Origin of the sequence: Acinetobacter sp. Swhac1, from assembly GCF_013390985.1 — a bacterium.
GTDB classification, from domain to species: domain Bacteria; phylum Pseudomonadota; class Gammaproteobacteria; order Pseudomonadales; family Moraxellaceae; genus Acinetobacter; species Acinetobacter towneri.
On sequence record NZ_JACASN010000028.1, the window covers coordinates 1 to 23467 of the forward strand.

Annotated in this window: 15 protein-coding genes and 3 pseudogenes; 11 read left to right on the forward strand and 7 right to left on the reverse strand. The window is 35.8% G+C overall.

The annotated features are described in order from the left end of the window. A pseudogene (locus tag HX743_RS12745) lies at positions 1 to 525 on the reverse strand (transposase); the annotation flags it as partial. Positions 526 to 667: 142 nt separating this feature from the next. On the opposite strand from HX743_RS12745, the gene HX743_RS12750 reads away from it, so the two are divergent. Genes HX743_RS12750 through HX743_RS12765 form a run of 4 tightly spaced genes read left to right on the forward strand, consistent with a single transcriptional unit; the run spans position 668 to position 6492 of the window. Further along, positions 668 to 1153, forward strand: coding sequence for a hypothetical protein (locus HX743_RS12750; RefSeq protein WP_178319406.1), 486 nt, complete (start codon positions 668 to 670; stop codon positions 1151 to 1153). A gap of 14 nt (positions 1154 to 1167) precedes the next feature. After that, positions 1168 to 1905 (forward strand): TauD/TfdA family dioxygenase, encoded by a 738-nt coding sequence (locus tag HX743_RS12755; protein ID WP_178319407.1) that lies wholly within the window; start codon positions 1168 to 1170, stop codon positions 1903 to 1905. Next, the gene (locus HX743_RS12760; RefSeq protein ID WP_178319408.1) at positions 1905 to 3152 is read left to right on the forward strand and encodes a radical SAM/SPASM domain-containing protein; all 1248 of its coding nucleotides are present in this window, start codon (positions 1905 to 1907) and stop codon (positions 3150 to 3152) included. Before HX743_RS12755 ends, HX743_RS12760 begins: the two co-directional genes overlap by 1 nt. Further along, positions 3136 to 6492 (forward strand): ATP-binding cassette domain-containing protein, encoded by a 3357-nt coding sequence (locus tag HX743_RS12765; RefSeq protein ID WP_178319409.1) that lies wholly within the window; start codon positions 3136 to 3138, stop codon positions 6490 to 6492. The genes HX743_RS12760 and HX743_RS12765 overlap by 17 nt, the downstream gene beginning before the upstream one ends. Before the next feature lie 173 nt (positions 6493 to 6665). On the opposite strand, the pseudogene HX743_RS12770 reads toward HX743_RS12765, so the two are convergent. The 5 genes and pseudogenes from HX743_RS12770 to HX743_RS12790 all read right to left on the reverse strand — a co-directional run bounded on the left by HX743_RS12770 (position 6666) and on the right by HX743_RS12790 (position 15340). Beyond that, positions 6666 to 7028 (reverse strand): annotated as a pseudogene (locus tag HX743_RS12770) (MbcA/ParS/Xre antitoxin family protein). 131 nt (positions 7029 to 7159) lie between these two features. Next, positions 7160 to 10375, reverse strand: coding sequence for a tyrosine-type recombinase/integrase (locus HX743_RS12775; protein WP_178319410.1), 3216 nt, complete (start codon positions 10373 to 10375; stop codon positions 7160 to 7162). After that, complete coding sequence (locus tag HX743_RS12780; protein WP_121532971.1) at positions 10359 to 12686, reverse strand: hypothetical protein; 2328 nt, start codon at positions 12684 to 12686, stop codon at positions 10359 to 10361. Before HX743_RS12780 ends, HX743_RS12775 begins: the two co-directional genes overlap by 17 nt. Then, on the reverse strand, positions 12686 to 13357 hold the full coding sequence (locus HX743_RS12785; RefSeq protein ID WP_005137638.1) for a hypothetical protein: 672 nt from the start codon (positions 13355 to 13357) through the stop codon (positions 12686 to 12688). The genes HX743_RS12780 and HX743_RS12785 overlap by 1 nt, the downstream gene beginning before the upstream one ends. Before the next feature lie 564 nt (positions 13358 to 13921). Further along, positions 13922 to 15340: a phosphate--AMP phosphotransferase gene (locus HX743_RS12790; RefSeq protein ID WP_121594233.1), complete on the reverse strand. Its 1419-nt coding sequence runs from the start codon at positions 15338 to 15340 to the stop codon at positions 13922 to 13924. Between the two features lie 320 nt (positions 15341 to 15660). Between HX743_RS12790 and HX743_RS12795 the strand changes: the two genes are divergently transcribed. The 5 genes from HX743_RS12795 to HX743_RS12815 all read left to right on the forward strand — a co-directional run bounded on the left by HX743_RS12795 (position 15661) and on the right by HX743_RS12815 (position 20555). Beyond that, positions 15661 to 16347 (forward strand): TetR/AcrR family transcriptional regulator, encoded by a 687-nt coding sequence (locus tag HX743_RS12795; protein WP_178319411.1) that lies wholly within the window; start codon positions 15661 to 15663, stop codon positions 16345 to 16347. Between the two features lie 426 nt (positions 16348 to 16773). Then, a complete protein-coding gene (locus tag HX743_RS12800) occupies positions 16774 to 17064 on the forward strand; it encodes a helix-turn-helix transcriptional regulator (RefSeq protein WP_001011876.1) in 291 nt (96 codons plus the stop codon). Then, a complete protein-coding gene (locus HX743_RS12805; RefSeq protein ID WP_178319412.1) occupies positions 17054 to 18403 on the forward strand; it encodes a type II toxin-antitoxin system HipA family toxin in 1350 nt (449 codons plus the stop codon). The genes HX743_RS12800 and HX743_RS12805 overlap by 11 nt, the downstream gene beginning before the upstream one ends. 18 nt (positions 18404 to 18421) lie before the next feature. Continuing rightward, a complete protein-coding gene (locus HX743_RS12810) occupies positions 18422 to 19426 on the forward strand; it encodes a YecA family protein (RefSeq protein WP_070153169.1) in 1005 nt (334 codons plus the stop codon). Between the two features lie 10 nt (positions 19427 to 19436). Then, the gene (locus HX743_RS12815; RefSeq protein ID WP_070153172.1) at positions 19437 to 20555 is read left to right on the forward strand and encodes a hypothetical protein; all 1119 of its coding nucleotides are present in this window, start codon (positions 19437 to 19439) and stop codon (positions 20553 to 20555) included. Positions 20556 to 20698: 143 nt separating this feature from the next. Here HX743_RS12815 and HX743_RS12820 read toward each other — a convergent pair whose 3' ends face one another. Next, positions 20699 to 22012: an ATP-binding protein gene (locus tag HX743_RS12820; RefSeq protein ID WP_178319413.1), complete on the reverse strand. Its 1314-nt coding sequence runs from the start codon at positions 22010 to 22012 to the stop codon at positions 20699 to 20701. A 237-nt stretch (positions 22013 to 22249) separates the two neighbouring features. On the opposite strand from HX743_RS12820, the gene HX743_RS16420 reads away from it, so the two are divergent. After that, positions 22250 to 22405 (forward strand): hypothetical protein, encoded by a 156-nt coding sequence (locus tag HX743_RS16420; protein ID WP_225530230.1) that lies wholly within the window; start codon positions 22250 to 22252, stop codon positions 22403 to 22405. A gap of 145 nt (positions 22406 to 22550) precedes the next feature. Beyond that, positions 22551 to 23462 (forward strand): annotated as a pseudogene (locus HX743_RS12830) (type II toxin-antitoxin system HipA family toxin); the annotation flags it as partial. Positions 23463 to 23467: the final 5 nt, after the last annotated feature.

Below are 23467 nucleotides of genomic sequence, written 5' to 3' on the forward strand. Positions count from 1 at the left end.
GCTTGTGATTCCAGCAGCAACTCTCAACATGCCGTAAATACGAGAAGCACAAACCAAAGCCCCAATCGGAATTTTCCTCAGTGAGTTCAATGAGCTGTTCAGCAATGAGTGCATTGTCATCGCTGAGTTTGGCTTGATAGCGGTAGCAGGTTTCACTAATGCCAAATGCTTTACAAGCCAAACGAATACTAATGGCATGCTGGGCAACTGCCTGTTGTGCCATCTTACGCCGGCAAGATGGCTTTACCCTTGCGCAGCAGTGCTGCTCATTGCCATCGCTTCCTGGATGATTTCGGCCTTTAATCGCTCTTCCGCATACATCTTTTTAAGTCTGGTATTTTCGGCTTCTAGCTCTTTCAGTCGAGCCATTAATGATGTATCCATACCACCATATTTGGCACGCCATTTATAAAAGGTAGCATTACTCATGCCGTGTTCACGGCAAAGGGTCGCTACAGGTGTGCCAGATTCAGCCTGTTTCAAGATGGATATGATCTGACTGTCAGTAAATTTAGATGTTTTCATGCAGAATCTCCTGCTCGTATCTTAAGAGAAAATTCTACTTTTAGATCCTATTATTTTTAGGGGGGATTACCCTAATATTCTTAGGATTTTTAACCAAATATGTGATTATATATAATTCAATTAAAAACTTATGGAAGATGTAATGCTAAGTATTGATAAACAAGCTTTAGAACACGCTTTAGCAAAAACAATGAATTGGAATTTTGATTTAGCAAAAGAGAAACTTTTGGAATCAAAAGAATGGTCAAGTGAAAAAGCTGATCGTGCAGTCAATGACTATAAAAAATATATGGCATTGATGAAAGCAATGGATGGCTATCAACTAGTTCCTAATGAAGAAATAGATGAAATTTGGCACATGCACATTTTAGATACGCGTCAATATATGCAAGATTGTAATGAACTATTTGGTGAATACATGCATCACTACCCATATTTTGGAATGTTAGGTGAAGAAAATAAGACTCAATGGTTAGAAACACAAACTTTATCTGAAAATGTATGGGAACAACTTTTCGGTAATAAACTATATAGTTCGACAAATGTGGGACAGAAATGTCCTCAAGTTTGTCCATGTCATGTAGAAGCTGTAACAAATAACACAGAAGCTTTAAAAGCTGTAATTTAATAGAAGGGGGATTTATGCGAGATTTATTACAGGATAAAAATATTACATATTTCCCCTCAAAACCTCAGATGCAGTCGAAAATTGATAGAAAAATCTTAGATAAATTTGGATTTCAGATATTACGCGATTTCGGTACTTCATCAGAAAAATTAAAAAATTTCATCATGGGGTATGGTTATAGGCTTTTTTATACTGAATCTTTAAATGGATGGCTACATACTTTTGAGACACAAACCGTTGCTACTGAATTGTCAGAGGAATTAGAACAAGGTGGATTTCATACAGATTTTATGTTTCAAAAAGAGCCGCCAAGATATATAGCTCTACAATGTATTAAACCAGACCCTAAGTATCCTCTTTATGGGCGTAATCAGATTGTTAAGATTGATAACTTAATTAATGCAATCACTAAGTGTGGTGTTGGCAAAGATCAATTACGAGAATTACAAATTGAATATGTATTAAATGGTAAAATATATAAGCAGAATTTATTTGATGACGATTTGAAAAGTATTAAGTACCACCAAAAGTTTGCTTCTAATAATATTGTCTTAAATGATGATCTTAAAATTGTTGAATTAATCAATAATCTTAGTTTAAGCATTTGTGAGGATATAGTGCTTAATTCTGGTGACTTATTACTAATAGATAATCACACAACACTACATCGACGTTCGGAATGCTCAGTTAGATATGACTTTGAAAAAAGAATTTTTGAAGGGCGAAAAATGAACTCAGCTCGGTTTAATTGATGGAAATTAAGTTAAATAATAGCAATAAGTTCAAAATAATAGAGATTGACAATACTCATTATAGAGATTTGTTTTTATTAAAATCAGATGATATAAATCTAGTTATAAGCCTAGAGACATTTAACATTTTAAAGTTGTTAAAAGAAAAAGGTAAAGCAAAAATAGCAAACCTTAGTAAAGAAATTAAAGAGCTTATTAAACATAATTTAGTTATTTGCAGTGATGCTAACCTAGATATTTCAAGCAGTCTCTATATCTGGTTGCATCTAACTGATGAATGTAATCTAGATTGTAAATATTGTTATATTCCCTCACTACATTCAAAAAACAAAATAAGAGATGGCTTTTTTGAAAAATTAGCAGAAGTGATCATTCGAGATAAGTCTAAATATAATGAAGTCAATTTGAAGTTGGCAGGGGGAGAGCCGTTTCTCACATTGAAATCGTGGAAGATTGGTTTTAATTTTTTTGTAAAAGAGTTGCGTCAAAATGGTATAGCTCTGAATATTAGAGTCATAACTAACTTAACTATCATCAATGATGAGATAATAAATTTTATAAAAAATTATAAAATAAATCTTTCCTTTTCTATAGATAGTTTAAATAGCAAAAATTCAAGGATTTTTTATAGAAAAAATGTTAACTCATCAGCTAAAGTTTTAGAGAATCTAAAAATACTAAATAATCGTGGTATTACACCATCAGCAATGATCACTGTAGATAAGTCTAACTATAAGAATGTTAATGATTTAGTCGAGTATTTAATTGATAATAATATAGTATTCAGAATTAGTGACGATAAAGGAGACTCTAATTTTACAAATGAGTTTGAGTTTGCACTAAATCAAACTATAGATTTGTTAAATAAGGCTGCAAAAAATGACAAAGACATAATGTATAAGTTCCTTATTTCTGACTTGAATACTCTATATCCTAAAGCTGAACCATGTTCTATGGGGAAAACAGGTACAGCTATTTATATGAATGGAGATATATTTTTTTGTCATACTGAGTTTGGAACTGAAAAAAAATTAGGTAATCTCTGGTCAATAAATTCATTAGATGAAACCATTCGATCTGGATATCACAAACATTTAAATTTAAATTCTGATTGCGATAAATGTTCATGTCGAGCAATTTGTGCTGGTGGTTGCCCTTTATATAGAGTAAATGGTAAGAGTCCTCAATGCACTACCTACCAAAATATTATTAGAAATGTGGTTGAACTTTATGAAAAATGCGAATAATGATTTTTTTATTAAAGGTATTCATGAAAAAAACCTTAAAGGTTTTGATTTTCAAATAAACCATGGTGATATTGTTTTTATTGGAGGTGTAAGTGGCTCTGGTAAATCTACCTTAGTTTTAGATGTAATTTATAGGGAAGCACATCGGCAGCATCTAATGCGTAATGCGACAGATGATCTATTTCAATATGCAGTAAGACCAAATTTTTCAGAGGCTTCAATGCTTGTTGAGAGTGATATGGTCACTCAGAGAGGCTTATTTTCTAGTATTACCTCTACTTTTGGAACAAAAACAAATTTAATCAATGATCTAAGAGATATATTTGTTAAGTATGGTGTGGTTAAGAATGATGGCCGAATAATATCAAAAAATACATTTAATGAAGTTATAAATTTTAAAAATAAATTATATTCAGATAGCCATGTATATTATATTTTAAATCTTAGATCATTTAATGAAGTTAATGTTTTAAAGTCTTTTAAAAAAGATCATACAGCTTATGTTAGAAATCTTAAAACAAATAAAATAACAAAAGTACAGATTGATAAATTAAAAAAATATAACTCTGACGACTATTTTTTTCTAGTTGAAGCTGAATATGCAGTTGATATTTTCCCATTATTTTTAGTAGGAAATGATATTGAAATTAACTTCGATGAAAAATATATTGATATTGAAAATAATATCTTATTTAGCCGTCCATATTTGTCGCTATTTACTAAATCAAAAAGTTCTACTAATTCTGGGCTATGTGTTAAGTGTGGTGGAAATGGTGATATTGTGGATTATGATAGAAAAATCATAGATTATGATAAAAAAATATCTGAAAACAATATTTTGTTAAATACTAGTGAAAAAACTGGCAGATATGAATCACTTAAATTCACTCCAAGCGGACTTGTTGGATTACTTAAAAGAAAAAATATAGATATTAATAAAACATATAACCAGCTCTCTAAGGATGAAAAAGGCTCATTTGATCAGTTAATTCTGGATAAGTTAGTGAGCAATCATGTTGAATCATTACTCTTAAAGAGCCTTTGTAATGAATGTAATGGGACTGGGTATAAGGTTGATGTATCTCATATTTTTGTTGGAAACTTCAATTTTACTGAATTGGAGAAAATGACTTTAGAAGAAATTTTAGTAAAGATTGGTTGTTATATAGAAGTAAATGAACTTGCTGATTTGACAGAAAAAAATAACATATTAAAAAAATTAAAAATTAATAATATTGCTTTAAATAGAGGTTCCTTAAATTTAAGTTCTGGAGAAGTACAAAGGATTAAGATATTTGATTTATTGAAAAATAAAATTAGAAAAAAAATAATAATTATAGATGAGCCCTCTGTAAATCTTCACTACAATGACAATATACCGATTTTAGATTTATTACTAGAATTGAATAAATATGAAAATACATTAATCATTATTGACCATAATGGAATTTATAAGAAAATCTCTAATAAGTCTTTTTATTTAGGGCCTGGCTCTGGTAGTAAAGGTGGACTTCTATTTTCTCCTGATGATGAAAAAGTAGTTGATGAATATAAAAGAAAGGTCAGACATGAAAAAGAGATAAGATTTCTCTTAGCCCATGTGAATAATGTCCATATAGATCAAATCAGTATCCCAGAAAAGGGAATAACCTGTTGTATTGGATCTAGTGGCTCAGGAAAGACAACTTTATTGACAAAACTTCTGCCTAAATCCTTTGAAGAAAGTAATATAAAATATGCTATTTTTGATAGTAAGCCTATATCAACTAATATCCAATCCATCGTAGCTACGTATATTAATGTCTTTGATAAAATTCGGACTATATTTGCGAAGAAGACAAATATAGAAGCCTCATTTTTCAGTTTTAATAGTCGTGGTGGGTGTTCAACATGCAAAGGGCATGGAATTATTGAAAATAATTTATGTCCATCTTGTTTAGGAACTAGATATAGTGATGACATTCGTTTGATCAAAGTTGGTGGAAATACTATTAATGATATTCTTCATATGGAGATTTCATCTTTAATAGAATTAGAAGACTTTAAATTTTTATCAAATATCTATCAATTTATGGAGGCTCTAGGTCTTGATCATCTAACATTAGGACGAAGCGTATCTAGTTTAAGTGGCGGTGAAGCTCAACGCTTAAAGCTAGTTGAATTTCTTCTTTCAACGAATAATGTTAAGTTCATAATATTAGATGAGCCATGTCGAGGACTTGATAAAAAATCTATATCAAAAATGTTAAAGCTTTTTGATGATAATCTTTATGAAAAATCTATATTAGTAATTGAACATAATATTGATTTTATCAAACAATGTGATTTCATTATTGATTTAGGTGAATCAAATACTAATAAAACTAAAGATAATATTACTTTAGGTCATATAAATGATTTTAATTTTCCTAGTTTAGAAATTTTTGATTTTGGCGATTATACTCATAATAATTTACATTTTGATATTAGTTTAAATAATGAAGTAAAAGAGAATGATCTGTTAAGTAAAACTTTAATTAAGCAAGAAAATTTTGCTTTAGAGAAATCGTTTTATCAAGATTCAGTATTTAATTCAGATGAGAATATTATTTTTTATAAAAGTCATCATGATATAAAGAAGATAACTGAAGGAAATGACCATTTTTTTTATAATCCTTTTTTTGATGTATTATATCAATTCCCTTATATTGATTTTAAAAAGAATAAATTTATTGAAAATTTAGATGAGGCTTGGAGTTATTTAGTTGAGACTAGTAGCTTTGAAGATGCTTTTATCAGAGGTAAAGGTGTAGTTGCTACAAAAAATAAGGATCTAATTTACCATACAGTACGTTCTTTATCTGTTATTGATAAACATATTGGTCCTTTAATTGATTATAGAAATTATTTTAATGTATATAAAAACTCATGCAGAATTTGTAAAGGGTATGGAGTAATTAAGTCTTATCCATTTTATGAATATATGGATAATAAATATTCTATATTTGATTCTAATTTTTTAGGTTGTGATTTATTGAAAATATTACCTAAAAAACTGATTAAATTTTTAATAAATGATTTTAAGTTTCCTTTTGACCTACCTTTTAATGATCTGAGCTTAGAAGCTCAAAATATTATTTTATATGGTGCTAAACATATAAATTTTATTCCAAGTTTAACGGATGATAAAGGTGTTTGGAGAGGACTAAACTCTTATACATATTTTTATGGCTCTAAGCTAAACTCTAACTTTAATAGTTCTGCCATAAGAACTATTAGTTGCCCATGTTGTTATAAAGGATTTAATAATTCTGTTAATTATTTTTCTATAAAAGGTGAAAAAATATTTGATTTTTATTAAAAATAATACCTGAGTTAACCAGAACTCTACTTAAGCCAATGTGCTCATGATCTTAAGAATCGGCGTACTCTGATTCATTGTAGACACATTTGTTGCTTTTAGGTGTTGTAAGCAACATATTAGTTTCTTTTTTATGAAGTAATTATACAAAATTATTTATAGGCATTAATTTTTTAAAGTTTAGCTCGAAGTCCCTCCACCAATTGTAAAACAGAGGTCAATCCTTGAGCTGTTTGGACCTGTTCTATCGGAATACCACTGATCAATTTATTTGGTGACTTCATAAAATGCTACATCCAGGCTGTATCCCCACCTGTCAGAGCATCTAGTGATGTGGTAATGCGGATTAAAGTGAGGGCGATTTCTCCCTGTTTTGAAGTGGGATCTAATTCAAGAGAGGTTAAATTTTTCATTGAATCTATATTCAGTATTAAGGCGATTTGATCCTGTGCAAGACCAAGGCGTTCAGCAGCAGTTAAAACTGCCTTAGCTAATATCATTTTCTGTTTTGCAGTTTTTTCTGATGTTGTATGCATGACCGATCCCTGTTTCAGACGCTGCTAATTCATAAAGTTTATACGATTTAATTATCGTTGATTAGACATCCAATGTTTACTAAAGATAGATTAAATTTGACTTTAGATAAGGAAACAACGGTTAAATTATTTTAACAGCATGTAGTGATTTTTAGACCTTCAACTTCCAGTTCAAGAGATCGAGGTCTGCCAATACAGGCTAGATGTAGACAGAATTTAAACGCGGCCAGTGCTTTGGTGTCTTTTGTTGAGTATAACTGGAGACGAACATAATCCTCTTGGGTCGTAGGATGCTCTATTGTGCTTGATTTAGCTAGTTTCAGTAATAAAGGCTGTTTCTTTTTATCTAAAAATTGTACCAAGTTTTGTCCAAGCAAATGCCAAAATTGACGTGGAAACAGGTCTTTTACCTTGGAATAAAATGATTCCAATTGATCAATTTTATTCCATCGATAATGAATGCCAGTATGCGAAACCGTAACACGACTTAAAAATGTCTCAAGCACTGCTTTTATTTGATCTGGATTTTTTTCAAAGATATTTTGAATATTTTCAAAAAAATAGTTCCTTGCTGTGCGCTCTTCAACGGTGTCTATCATCGCTGGTTTCAAAAGTTTATCCAGATGATTTGTGTTGTTGAGATCAAATAACCTTGGGTTATTTTTTTGAGACTTGAGTTGGCCCAATTGTTTGGCATTTTCATACCAATAGTTAACCAGTTCGACAGGTAAACTCATTTCTTGTGATACACGATCTGGATCATGATGAATTTCCAGTAAATTTAAGCATTTAAAAAACCATGCAAATGAAATTTTGGATTCCTTTGTTCCTGCGAAATATTTAAAAAAATCATGAGGCTGTGAGTTAAATGAAACCTCATCTAGAATATCTTCTACGTTACTTTTTAACCAGTCAGTTTGATCGTTGAGTAACTGCTGACTTAAATGGACAGCATGTTTTTCGAAATTGAATGGAGCAGAATCTTTTACTGTGTTTAAAAAATTGAAAGAAGGTAGGTAGCCCATCATCTTCTTTGCTAATTGAGTATCGATGTCTGGGTGATATTGCAGTATTTTATGTCCAGCGATTAGGTAGCTCAGATGAATATAGCTTTTAAAGGTTTCCGTAGGGTCAATGTGACCCAGTAAATGGGCAATCATAAACCAATGATTTTGACCATGCGTATTACGGAGTAACTCTGTCCGAATAGACTGATATTCTTCTTCAGTATAATCCGTCAGATTCTTGACTAGGGGAGCGTAATTACAGTTCAGAACAACGGATAAGTGATTGGCAGCCGTGTGTCGAAATGAGTGAAAAGAATAATCATGAGTTTTAAAAAGCTCGTTCATAATCATTCTAAAAGGTGTTGTCACCGTATGTTTGTTCAGCTTGCTATTTTCATTCCAGTTGCTGAATAGGTATAAGTTTTCCTGATTGAGTAGACGTTGCTCGACTACATGATTATGAAATAGTTGATATTCATAGGTTTTTAATAAGCAATACACAGGGACTTTGCGTTCAGCACTATCTGTTTTAAGCTGATGTAAGTTTCCTTTCTTTTTTGAGCCGTAGGGCTGAATCCATACTGATAGACAGCTCAAGCCCTCGATATCCCGCACACGTAAGCCGAGAATTTCATTAATACGCATACCGGTACGGTAAGCTAAGATATAGATTATTTTTAATATCTTATAAGTATTTTCTTGGCTATTAGCACCTGAAAATAATGTATCTAACTTGTTCATGAAAGCTTGATAAGTCATGGGACCAATGATACGTGCTCTCGGTCTGTTTTGTATGGCAATTGACTCTAATTCGAGAGACTCAGCTTCAAAAACTGTTTGTTGAAAGCTATGGAAGCGTTTCAACATCCTGACGGTCTGACCACTGGATTTTTTAAACTCAGGTTGGCCTGCTTCATCTGCGAGTCGGGTATTCGTGATGATTTGTTGGTAGATCTTCGCTAGGTTCGTATTCAGATCATCTTCGCTATCTAGATATTGTAAAGAGTGAGTTAACCACGGCTCGGCAATACGCGAATAATAAGTGTAAATCGAACCGTCTTTTAAACGCTTATTCTGCTGAAACGATTTTTGAAATTGGTTTACGCAAAAATTAAAACGTTCAGCCAGTGGCTGAATCTGTGCTAATTCTGGTTTATAAAGGCTGATGAGCCATAAGGCGACACGTTTACTATACTCATTAAATTTATCAGCATTTTCAAGACAATATTCAATAATTAGTGCATCAATGCTTTGATCGGTTTGTGATGTACGAATCAGTTGTAAAAGGTCTTTGTGAATCTTTATAACATCATTCAAGGCTTGCTGAATATCATCATTGGAGTAGGATTGACCCGCAATAGATGGTGATTTTTCTACATTTGAATCAGTAAGAGTGTCCTGCTGATATTTAAATTTTGGATGAAGAAATCTTTCAAATTCTATTTCTGATAAGCCACAGGTTGCAGTATTTTCAATGAGACATTGTGAGAGAGCAGGATCAATATCAACTTTTGGGAGTTGCATCCAGTTAAAGCTGGCGTAGTCGCGTAATAATTTATAAGTTTTGAGATTAAATGGTAACTTAATCTTATTAAAAATAAGCTGTAGATAATCTTCTACATTCTGGTTTACTGTACGAATATTTCTGCTATTAAAATGAATTAACCATAAGCGGGTAATTTGATCAGGAATAAAATTACGCGATTTACGAATAGTTTTTTCGTCAATAAAGAGATCTCCATAAGAGGGGGAGAGCGGTTCTAAAAATATAATGTTCAGATCTTCGATCTTTCTGATTTTTGCCGGATCTTTTAAATGTTCAAGCAAAGCTTCTAAAGAGGATTTTTGATTTAAGCCTGAGTAAAGCAGGGCAGAAATAACAATATTCCCAATGATTTCATCATCAGAAAATGTCTTGCTATCTTTCGCTAGAATCCAGTAGTCCCAAAGCTTATCAAGAACTTCATCAACCTGATGTCCCTTCTCGATCCAGTCCATGGTAAAAACCGGCTGATCACGCTGCATCTCAAATGTCAGATTCGGTAGGGGCAAAGTCTCACGACGATTTAGATTGATTTTTTTAATATACGATCGAAAAAATTCATGCGCATATTTTTTCCATGCCAAGCTTGGAGCTTTGCGTTTAATAAACTCATAAATTGCTGGATAGAAGGATTCAAGGTGCTCTTTTTGTTCCAAATCTTGTTCTTGGAAATATTGAATTAGTTCCTGTTCTACATCTGCTCGAAGCTGTTTTTCCTGATCGAGTCGGTCTCGTTTTCTACGTTCTTCTGCATATAGTGGTTGAATTTGCTTAGTACGTTTATTGAGTGAGGACATCGAGTTCAATACCGGTAATATTAAAATGATCTTTCATTTGTTCAAGAATATGAGCAATGCTTGAATATTGTGAAATAGATAAGCTGGAATAAGGATGAGCAGCTTCTTGCTGCATCGGTTCATGACCGAATAAAGCTAAAATTTCAATTTCGCTAATTTTATGGCAGAGAAACGCACGGGCAGTATGCCGGTGCCAGTTTTCATGGTGCAAATCTAACTCAGGATTAAATTTTTTTATAATCGATGGCTTTAAGGGTTTCCATTGACCATCCTGAAAGATATTCAACAGTGGGAGCTTGCTCTCTAAAATTTGTTGAATATGTTGTGGAATTTCTGGCTGACTAGGAGCAATTTGAATTTTAAAATAATGTAAAAAATCTATAAATTTCTGGAGTTCTTGTGCGACAAAATGACCCAGTGGAATTAAACGTCCATAGCCTTGACGCCCCCCCACTTCTTTATCGGAAACCATGCATATTTTTCTTTTCAGGTTAAAACTTTTTAAAAAACCTGGAAATTCAGCGACGGGTCGTGCGGCAGTAAAGAGCAACAAGAAATGCCACATCCACAGATTGTAATGATTAAAAATTGCTATCCAGTCGTCTTCTTTTTGTGAAATTATTCTGAATTTGAGTGTGGCAAAAATATTTTGAATCACATTTGAAGTAGGTGCTTTGCGGCTGCCAAAGTTTTTTTCTGCAGCATATTCGATATTCTTGTAGTCATCGGATAACGACTCACACAGCTCTTTTAAAATTGAGACATACTCGGTCTGTAAAGCCTGAATATTCTGATGGCAATAAGAAGTAGAAGAAGACTTGTTTGCATCAATACCGGTGAGAAGGTCAGCAAGCTGTTTATTTCCAGTGCGTTGCAAAATAGTCTGATGTAAAAGAGAGCTAATTCTTATTAATGATAATTTTGGAATATAAAGTTTGGTTCTCAGCTGTTTCAAATATTGCTGAAGATCCTCTTCCGTAACGCTGTTACCATCTCGTAGCGAAGCAATAAATGAATTTGGAATCGGGATATCTAGATAGACTGTTTGGTTGAGCAAACCATCTGGATAAGCAAAATCCTTATTTTCAAAAATTGAAAATTTACTCCTCAGAAAATATTGTCCATTGCTTTGACGGATCTGTTGGCGAGCATTTAAATTTTTAGCACGTTTACTTTGTAGACGTAGCCACTCCTGGATTTTATTTCCGGTCAGAAATGACAGCATCAGGATCAAGGAGGCCTTCTTTTTTTTGGTTTCTTTATCTTTGTCGTTACAGTCCTCTTCAATTTCAACAATGTAATTTTTATATAGTTCAGTAAGTAGAGCACTTATACTTGTGATATTAGGAAAGAGGCTGCTGTATGGCAGCAAATGTTCTTTTCGTTGAATATGCTTGGCAACCAGAGGCAGCACATAGCTCTGGCTGGATTCTGAATATGCAGCAAGAGGGGTAACGATAGTTGGGTCTACAAGTATTTGACGTGTATCTTGGTCATCTAGTTGTTTTTCTATATTGAGAGCTTTGGACTTTTGCCCTTTTTTAATTTCTGAACTTTCTACAATCAGCTGATCTTCGTCTAAAAACTCATGTTGCAGTGTAGTTTCAATACTCGCTTTGGCAATTTTTGCCCTCTTTTCCAAAACATAATTAAAGGTGATGCGGATCACTTTTAGCAGGTTTTGCATAAAATCATGAGACGGCTCTTTATCACGTTCTTCATCAATAACCTCATTCAAATACCGAATAAACTCAACTAAGGAAAGGGAGGGATCTTTAAGATACTTTTCCCAAAGGAGTCTATATTCAGGAGTATTTTGATATTCTTTTTCGGAACTCAGAACCCGATTGGCGGTACGGAAGCGCTGGAATAAACGTTTTACAGTATTGAAATGTTCAGTGTGATCCTCTTCAAAAAGTTCAGGTTTAATGTCTGGCAGTGCAATTAAATAGATTGCTGCTTTTAAGACTAGGATATTCCAGATTAAAGCATTTTCTTCTGACTCTGCTAATTGTGCAATTGAGTTCACATACCAAATGACTGGTGTTGCGCTAACAGTATGTTTCCGAGAAGAGACCAAGGCAGCGGGTCTAGCAACAACAGAATTGGTTTCTAGATCAAAATCTAATAGATCGAGATTCAGCCCTTCCAAACATTGATCAGTTGGGTGTGAAATCAGTAAATCAGCAACATATTGAATATGTTCGGTACGTTGGAGTTGCTCATCATCAAAGAGTTTTTCCAGTGTCTGTTTTAATGATACCCGCGGAATATCAGCAGCATTTTGACGGCTTGGGTTAGGTTCTGACATTATGTTTTCCATAGCTGGTCTGGCGTGAGAACGAAGTCCACATTGTTTAAAAGCTGTTGCACAATCCCACTGGTTTGTTGTAGTTGATCAAGCACATTTTGTCTTTTCCGGTTTATAACTTTATTGCGGTAATTCAGTTGATTTCGTGTGTATGAGAGTAGTTTTGCTAGCAGGTCTAAGCTCATAGTACGGTGAGGTTTGAAAGAATTTTCTTTGTTTAAAGCCAGGATAACTTCAGATGAAATATGGGCATTGATCAGCGATTGCATTTTTGCAGGGTTCATTCGATCCAGATCATGATGATAAGAGGACAGAAATTTCATGAATTCCAAACTTGCCTCTTTTTTTAATAGTTCAACTTTCTCCTCATTTTGAGGGAAAGAATGAACAAGTAAGTTAATACTTTTTGGTATGTGCTGAGACCAATATATAAACCACTGAAAATTATTTGTAATGGTAAAACTAGAGATATTAGGATCTTTCCATACATGAAGTTCGAGACTTGGATTTAATGTAGACAAATCAGTTTTTAAGGATTTAAAAGCCTCTTGATAGCAAAGATAAATTCCAGAAAAATAAGGATGTACACTGATTTGGACTTTATTAAAATTTTTGCACAACAATTTTTTTGGTATGCCAAATTCTTCATCAAAATCAAAAGTTGTTCCCATAAAAATGAGAGTCCCCAAAAAGTTTAAAAAATAATCAAGTGAATATTCTTATAATTTTTTGAAATATTAAACAAGGTTGATTCACCCTATATTTTGTGTATATTTACAATTAATATACAATATGTTGTTATTTTTATATAATTTTAAGAACTAAATAACAATCTATAACATGCTGTATATTTAAAGATATAGAGGTTCTTACTTAGGAAATTAAAAAATTGAAACAGGTAGAAATTGTTACAAATATTCTAAGCAATCAATCTCCCACTCGAGTTTTCAGCCTTATTTACACATTAGAGGTATAGTTTCAAGCCTGATAAAAACGGAGCTTGAAAATTTTTAATAGCTAAAGAACTGAAAGAAGTTGAATATTAAATTAATACAGCCTCAAAATTAAAATGGACCTCTTTACCTAGAGGGCTATTATTTTGAGTTCATAGGGGACAGCTCTAGTTATCCCAGTATGAGACAGCCTCATTTTGAAGCTGTTTCAAATGCTTTTGGACTCATTCTTTAGAGATGCTAATGGCACCTGATTTGATTATAAAATATCTTTATATAATCTTATAAGTTTTCTAAGTGACCTAAATTTTTATTTTGTACGCTATGAAGGATAGTTTGCAAAATTTCAATTCGTGCAGCATATTTACTATCATTGGCAATGATGTACCAAGGAGAAATATCTGTGCTCGTGTATTTGAACATATCTGAAGCTGCTTGTAAGTAGGCATCCCACTTTTCTCTATTACGCCAATCATCTTCTGTTAATTTGAAGTTTTTTTGAGGTGTATTTTTTCGCATGTAAAAACGACGTAATTGTTCATCTTTTGAAATTGCTAGCCAAAATTTTATAACAATTGTATTCGTATCAGACAGTTGTTTTTCATACTGATTTATTTCTTCATAAGCATTTTGCCATTCTATTGGGTTAATTAAATCTTCTACACGTTCTACAAGTACACGTCCATACCAGCTGCGATCAAAAATATTAAGTGCCCCATTCGTTGAATGCTTATTCCAAAAACGCCACAAATAAGGACGTAATCGTTCAAAATTTTCTGGTGCTGAAATACTATGAATATTATATTCGTGTAGCCCTAGAAATTTAATGATGCGCTTAATTGAACTGCCTTTACCTGCGGCATCCATACCTTCAAAAACTAATACAACGTTATGTGATGAATAACGTAGAACATCTGCGACTTTCCTTTCTAGTTGTTTAATGGTTTTTTTATACTCTATGTGGCTAATTTCACTTTTTTTTATTTGAGTTAAACTTGAAGGAATAGGTGCCGCCTGATATTTTAATTTATTCTTAATTTGTACAGGTGGTAGTTTTAGATGTTTAAGTATTAATTGAGAAAACTGTGTATTTCTTTCTATATTGTTTTCACTATTAATGATTACCCAATCGTGGGTGAATCTATTTCTTAAAGTTTTAATTTGATTGTATAAGGTTTTAGTTTTCCATTTTTTTTGTGGAAAATCATCCCATGTAAAACGTGGAACTCTTTGGATTTTATCAATAATATCAATATTTTTTGTGCGAATTTTTACTTTGCTCCATGAAACTTCAAACCAAACTTTAATAATATCTACATTATTATTTTTTAAGTAACTTTCAAATTCATATATACGCTTTAAGTGTTCGTTGAATGTATTATTTTGTATTTCTTCATCATTTAATATAGTTGACGCTAGTAAATCAGTATACCAATTTCCATAAAAAAACATGATTTGTCCTTTTTTTGGAATGTCATTTATGTATGGTTGCCAAATTAATTTATTTTCTTTGACTCTATTTGGGGTTTCAGCCTTAATTTTTAAATATCTAGGATCCATTAATTCACTTAGCTTTTTGATTGATTCATTTTTTCGCGTTAGTTCAATTCCGCCAATTATTACTAATATACTTTTTGATTTAGAATTCTTGAGTTTATATTGTTCTTGAATTAATTTAATGGAGAGGTCTTGATAATTCATTTTAAGTCTCGTTTAAAAAATTTTTAATAAAATAATTATAAATTCAGTTGTAGTCAATGTTATTGTTTTATGATTAAAGTTGTTTTGCAACAACTTTTTTTTTGTGCCAGTAAAACAAAACCGACTAAAAAGATCGGTATTTTTTTAATTATTATTTTTATTAGTGTTATTAATATAAGTTATTGTTATTTATTAATATTTATTAGTATTTAAAATATTAAAAAATTAATTTTTGACCTTTTTTTATTTTAAGTTTATATTATTTATAAGAAAAAGTTGTTAATAGCAATATTTTTATATGTCTTTGGATGGGGGCTGTTGTGAGTCTTGAGATTTCAACTGTTTTAGAACATAAAGAAAACTTGAATAATGCTTTTTTTAAGAAAAAGACACAGGTTAGAGCAATTGAATCTGATTTTAAGATGGTGAATCAGACTATTAAGCTTCTATCAGAAGGTGGCGTTAATGCAGTTACATTAGAGGCAGTAGGTGTGAATGCAGGATACAGTCGCGGTTTGGTTTCTAGGCGCTATGGTTCTAAGGATCAATTACTTGTTCGAGTTTTAAATTATTTGGAAAACTGGTTAAATGAGAAATCTAAAATTGCAACTAATAATAAATATGGTTTAGATGCTATTAATTCATTAATTTTAAGTATTTCAGATGATTTTTATTTGTATCGTGAAAAATATAGAGCATATTTTTGGTTGAGATTTTATGGTTTAGAACAAAATAAAATTTTAAATGAATGTCTGGTAAAATCTCGTAATATTCGTGAGGAAAACACTATTAAATGGCTTAAAGAAGCATTAGCTCTAGAGGAATTATCACGAAATGTAGATATTGAAATGGTACATGATTTTCTTAAAACATCATTGATGGGTTTAGTTCATAACTGGATGGTAGATCCTAATTTTAATATTGAAATTAGATTGAAGCAGTTAGTTTATATTCATTTGAAAAATAACCCCAACCTTGGCAATAGTCACCAACATAATTTACATTAAATTGTATAAATTGCTGTGTATATAAGTACAATAACATCAATAACTTACGTTTTAAAATATTTTTATTGGAATTAATGTTTATTAAGATCGTTTAATTTTGGTCACATAAGTTTTTAAAAATTTACCAAATAATCACCAACATAATTTTGTGATGATTAATTAGGTAAACCGAATGGTAAAAAATCAGGTTGATGGAGTTATATATGGCTGAACCGTACCGGGTTTGTCGGAGACTTTTTTATTTAAGTTAGGCCACCTGACCTAACGGGTTAATCTTATGCTGCTGTTAGGGTCTAAAAATAGCAGTTTTGAAGGGCTTTATCGAGTGATTTTTTCAACACTCTACGCAATTATGGACATCATAGTATCCACTTTATGTTTTATTTCGCTATAATGGATATAACTGTATCCATTTGGTCTTTGCGGATGAATTTTACCTTACTTGATGATACCGATGTAAGCCAAGCTTATGCGGCTTATTTACGTGAGTTACGCAAGCAGGCAAAGCTGTCGCGCGCTGCATTGGCTGAGCGAAGCTGCGTACCTGCGGCCACCATTAAGAAATTTGAGCTGACCGGGCAAATTTCATTTCGTCAATTGCTGTTGCTATGGCAGACACTTGATTCGCTAGATAGGCTTTATCAGCTCACGCAACTTAGCAAAGAACGCGCTGCTATACCCACGAGTATTGATGAGGTGCTAAAAGATGAGTTTTAAACCGATTCAGAAGCTTAATGTTACTCGTACGCTAAGCTCAGGTGAGCAGATATCTGTTGGAGTCTTGGCGCAGAATCGGCAAGGCGTTTTTTTTCAGTATACTGACGACTATTTGCAGCAGTTTGGCAATTTATCACCGTTTACCTTGCAAGCGAATACGCTAGTTCAAGCCGCACCTAAAGCGCCGCATCAAGGTGTACATGGCGTATTTGGAGATTGTTTGCCCGATGGCTGGGGCATGTTGTTACAAGATCGTATTTTCCGGCAAAAGGGCATCCTACCTAATCAATTAACGGCGATGGATAGACTGGCCTTTGTCGGTGATAAAGGCATGGGAGCGCTGTCTTTTGCTCCGGTGTCTGAGTTTTCAGCCACGACATACGCGGACATTGATTTAGCAACCTTGGGCTTAGAAGCACAAACGCTGTTCGATGCTTCAATGTCAGATTATATGGATGATAATCACGATGAGTTAGATGGGCATACGCAACAGGTGTTGGCCGCATTAGTCGCCGGTGGTAGTTCGGGTGGAGCAAGGCCTAAGGCGCAGATTTATATGCCTACAGGGGAAACTCAGCATTGTCGAACCTTTGCTCAGCCTGGAGATGAGGCTTGGCTGATTAAGTTTACCTCGAAAAATCTCGCGCTCGGGCATGAAGAAGGGTTGTGTGAAGCGGTTTATTTGCAAATGGCCGAGCTTGCCAAGTGCCAACCACCAGTCTGGCAACTCATTGAAGCACCAACTACAAGCGGTGCGTCTGCCTGGTTGGCGCTTAAGCGTTTTGATTATGTCACGGAGCAGGCCCGTTTAAGCGGTAATCGCAGTTCAGGTCGCTTGCATATGCACAGCGCTTGCGGGCTGCTGGATGCAGACTTTCGAACGCCAAGTTTAGATTATATTGACTTGATCAAAGCCAGCCGTCAGTTGTGTAAATCTCCTGCTGCTGGGCAGCTGCAATTTCGCCGTGCCGTTTTTAACCTGCTGTCGTCTAACCAAGACGACCACAGTAAAAACTGGGCGTTTTTGCAAGCGGATGACGGTCAATGGAACCCTGCACCTTTTTACGATGTTACCTACAGCCCACATCCATTCAACGAACACGCCACTGCTTTCGGCGGTTATGGCAAAGCGCCATCGCTTAAGGTGATGCAAAAACTTGCTACTAGTGCTGGCTTTGCGAATTGGAATGATGCAAAGCAAGTTATTGAAGAAGTCGCAGAAGCCATCAGCCAATTTACGTATCTTGCCAAGCAACAAGGGATCAGTAAAACAACAATGTCCGTGATTGCTAAGACATTGGAGCAGCGTAAACAAGAAAATGCAGCGCTTTTTCTATAACAATAAGAAGGGACAGTAATGAAGCTCGGCCGAAACGATCCTTGCCATTGTGGCAGTGGTAAAAAATTTAAACGTTGTTGTATGAGCAGCGTTTCCAAGCAACATGCCCAAGTCTTCGATGATGTTGAAACCATGCTGGCAATGAACCCAAATTTGAGTCTTGATGAACTCAATGCCGCTTTGCAGCACAAAGTGCAAGAACGCAATCATCAACCTCATCCCGATTTTTGTGGCGTAACGCCAACGCAAATGGCCAATTGGCTTTATGCGCCTTTTGATGAATTAAAGTGGGTGACAATTTGCACTCCCGACTCTCTTTCTGCCAGCCCAATAATGCGTTATCTAGCCCTCATTCTTGATGAGGCCATGGCGCAAGAAGGCTCCTTCAAAGCCACGAGTAAAGGCAACTTACCGGCTAAGTTGGTTAAACAGGCCAGTGAGTTATTGCCTGAGTTTGCCGTTGCTCAATTAGAACGTAGTATAAGCATCAGCGAGTTTTCGGGCAGCAACGAAGACAAATTTAATGCCTTGCACTACACCCGAGTGCTTGCCGAAATTAGCGGTATTATTTATCGGCGCAGTGGCCGCTACCATGTAAAAAAATCAGCGCAAAAGCAGTATCAAGCGCTAGGCATACAGGCCTTTTTCAAACCTATGTTAGAGGCCGCTATCAGCAAATATAACTGGGGTTATTTGGACAGTTTCGAATACGATGTCGACTTGCGCACTTTTTGGTTGTTTATGCTGTGGCGTATTCAAAGCCACAACAGTGTGGAGCAGCTTGTGAAAGAGGTGATGACAGCTTTCCCTAATCTATTGCTGGTATTCCCTACGGATGATTACTTCTCGCCAGAAAGAAACTTAAGTATGCTCATCGAATCACGATTTATTGAGCGATTTTTGCAGTTTTGGGGATTTGTAACGATTGACCCAAGACGTTATATAAACGCTGAACAAGTCGCCAGAGTGATTCAGGTACAGCCTTTGTTAAAACAAACTTTTCAATTCACAATAAATAAATAGCAAGGTCACCGTGAGCGAATTTCAATACTATAAATTTGAGCGTCTGGATGGGTATTTAGATGCTAAAGCACGTCAAGCACTCAGAGCCATTTCAAGCCGTGCCGAGATCAGCGCTACGGCCTTTCAGGTGTATTACACCTACAGTGATCTAAAGGCCGAGCCTTTTGAGCTGATGTTAAAATACTTTGATATCGGTTTTTACTATGCCGATTGGGGCTCAATCGATGTATACATCAAGCTACCAGCAGGAACGCTTCCAGATGCGTTACTTGGCTTTTCAAGTGATGGACTTCATGTTCACGAAAACGATGAGTGGCAGTTGCTGATTTTTTCCCTTGAGGAGTGTGATGAGTATTTTGACGATGAGCATGCTGACGACTTTTTCCAGCATTTAGCCGCTTTACGCGGCGGGTTAATGCAAGGGGATTGGCGCCTTGTGTACTTAATGTGGCTCAAAGCGTTTGATTTTAATGATGGCGTTGAGCGAGTGCCGTTAATTCAATTCGATTTTGAGCACCTCAGGGAAGAGGAGCAGGCGTTTGCTGCGCTGTATGATATTCCCTTAGCATTGGTTAAGGCGCTCGCCATGGTGCTGAGCGAACAACCCAGTCACCAAGCCAAACAAACTCAGCTTACGCTTGATGCGTGGATCCATAATCTCTCGCAAGCAGAGAAAGACACGCTATTACGCACGTTGTTTGAGCAAGGCCAGCTAACCCGTCACCAAGCCTTAGCGCTGACGCGAAAAGAACCTGTCAACACAGACGAGATCTATCAATACTGGTTAACTTCCGCCGTCATTTCTCCTTTCATTGAGCAAGCGCAAAGTCAATTACAGCAAGAGCAAGCCGCAGCACTCGCAAAAAAATTAGCTATCGAAAAAGCGGAAAAAGAAAAAGCGTTGACGGATATCTACAATCAACGTGAGCACTACTGGCAGCAATCACAAGAGCAAGCGGATCGAACTTGCGCCAGTGGTTACGATGCGGCATCACGCTATCTGCATCAGCTGTTTGAGGCCTATCAGTTCAAAGCTGATGAAGCGGCGTTTGAACAACGTTTTAAGCGCTTTGTTGTGGCGAATAATAGCCGTAAAGCACTGTTAAATCGCTTGAGTGATTTGCTTTAAACGATGAGGCGATAGGCTGGCCAAATGACGTTAGCAAAAAACCGATTGAGGGTTGGTTGAAAGGTTGTAAGCCCACCAAAGGTCTACAAATTGTTACCTATGAAGTCACTTTGTGTAGACCTCGGGGTCTAAGTAACGCGCTTTTACCATCTCTGTGGTAAATACTGCGTGAAATACAAAGGCATCACGATATTGGTTTGCTCTAATGCGGATGAGCCTTGTGTACCCGTTAACTTAAAGGTTTTACTTGGAGTACATTTTTCAACGTAGGATGCCAACGATTTTGCTCTTGTACGTTTACCACTTTTGACCTCCACAGGGACGATATCGCCTTCATCGGTCGCCAAAATAAATTCGATTTCGGCACGGGCGTCATTCCATGAATAGCTTGGGTCAACGCCAATGGCAGTGAGCTCTTGTTGCACAAAGTTTTCAGCCACATAACCTTTGTATTCATAGTTTTGTTGCTTAATTTCTTTATAACTGCTGCCGAGCATATGATTAAGCAGACCCACATCAAACAAAAACAGTTTCACCATATTTTCTTTTTTATAGGCCGCTAACGGAGATTTCGGCAATCCTTCAATAGGGTAGTTTGGCAAAGCTAGGCGGCAGCAGTTAAGCCAATGGATCGCGGTTTCAAAATCGCTATAACGAGATTTACGCTCATGCACATGCTTAAATTTAAAGCGTTTAACCGACTCATCGCTGACAAGTGATAGCTGGGCTGGAATGCTATTAAATACCGATTCAATCAGTGTGGTGTCGACCTTGCCCGCGTACTTACCAAAATCGCGGCGATAACCTTCCACTAAATCGGCATGAATTTTTGTGACTTTTTCAACACGCTCTAGAATGCTTGAATCCTTATACTGATACCAAGCAGAAACGGCTTCCGGCATACCACCAGTAAAAAAGTAGTCAGTGAGTTTGTCCATCAATTTGGTGTGTACTGCCGGTGTGCTTGCTTGACTATCAAACGCTTTGATCAGCGCTTGCTCGTTGGATGCGTAAATAAATTCTTGGAAGGTCAGTGGTCGTAAATTGTATTGTTCTACCTTGCCCACAGGGAAGGTGTTGAGCAAACCAATATTCGAGCCGCTGGCAGCGACAAAATAGGACGGTGCTTTTTCAGCAAAGTACTTTAGTGAGGTAACGGCACGTTCACATTCGCCAATTTCATCTAATATCAGCAGATCGGTTTCTGGGTTGAACGCTTGGTTGGTTAACAACTCAATATTCATTACTAGCTCGTCAGGTGACAGAGAGCCATCGAACGCTTCTTTGTAGGCAGGGTTTTCAAGGAAGTCGATACGAAGGATGTTGGCAAAGGTATTCCCAAATAACTCTTGTAGCAGATAGGTTTTACCTGTTTGTCTTGCACCATCGATCAATAATGGCTTGCGCACCGGTTGATTTTTCCATGTTATTAGGGTGTTTAGTAAGTTGCGCTGCATTGTCATTTCCCGCCAATTAAGACTGTTAACTGCCTGTAGTATAACTCAGCCTACACTTTTACGCGCAGAAAAGTGCGGAATTTTACATTTTTATGCGCATAAAAGTGTAATTTGATGACCTTTGGCATTCAGGGATTCACATCATCGCCTTGGCCAACGCGCAAGCTAAACCTAAAAGTAGGATATAAATCCAATTATATTGAGTAAAGTGGGAATATAGTCCCTTTGGTTGGTGATATGGCTAAGCGTGACTTACACAATATATTGTTTCCAAAGCAGCGTAAAATCCTGACGCAGTTTGGTGAAGACTTGCTGTTGGCGATGAAAAGACGTGGTTTTACCAAAAAGCTACTGTGTGAACGTACTGGTTTTGATCATAAAACCGTGAATTAAGTCTTAGCCGGTGATCCGGGCGTTGCCATAGGCACTTACTTAAAGGTGATGGCCGTTCTTGGCATGGAAAGCAACTTTGCAGAAATGGCCGCCCATGATGAAGTGGGTATCAAGCTGCAAAACATAAATTGCTGGAAGGTTCAAGATGAGCCGTGAAATCGTTGAAGTCTATGCCGACTGGCAGCCAATTGAAGCACCTTTGCTAATAGGGCTGCTTTCTTACAGCGATTCAAGCCGAGGTGGCGTGTTTTTTTGCCTACGATAAAGCATTTTTAACCTCAGCCTATCGCTTGCAAATTGATCCCATCCTGACCCTCCACTCCGGTGTACTCTAAAACGATGAAGTCGATAAAAGCTTCCGCGCATTTCTTGATTCATCGCCTGATAGATGGGGCGTATTTTAATGCAGCGGCGTGCGGCGATTGAGGCGCGCAAAGGCATTCGAGCAACAAGTCGATTAAACGAATTGGATTACCTGCTGGGCGTAAATGACTCTTACCGGATGGGTGGTATTCGATTTAAGCGAACAGGCTCGAATGCTTTTTTGGACGACAATTCTGAATTTGCTGCGCCGCCAATGGCTTCTTTGCGAGAGCTAGAGCATGCAGCAATGCAGATTGAAAAAGACGATAACATCGACAGTGACGAGTATTACCGCTGGTTGAAAATGCTGATTTCTCCAGGCTCATCATTAGGTGGTGCAAGGCCCAAAGCTTGTGTCACAGATGAACAAGACCACTTGTGGATTGCTAAGTTTCCCAATTTAAACGATACCCATGATGTGGGCGCGTGGGAGATGGTCTGTTATGAATTGGCGTTAGCGGCAGGTGTTGACATGTTTCCAAGTGAGATGAGGCAATTTTCGTCACAGCACCATACCTTCTTAACAAAACGGTTTGACCGCGACGGTGACAAGCGGCTGCATTTTTCGTCGGCCATGACACAGCTTCAATACTATGATGGTGAACAATCTCAAGGTGCCAGCTACTTAGAGATTGCTGAATTTATTTCCAATTGTGGAGCACAAACCACAGCTGATTTAGCTCAGTTTTGGCGTATGGG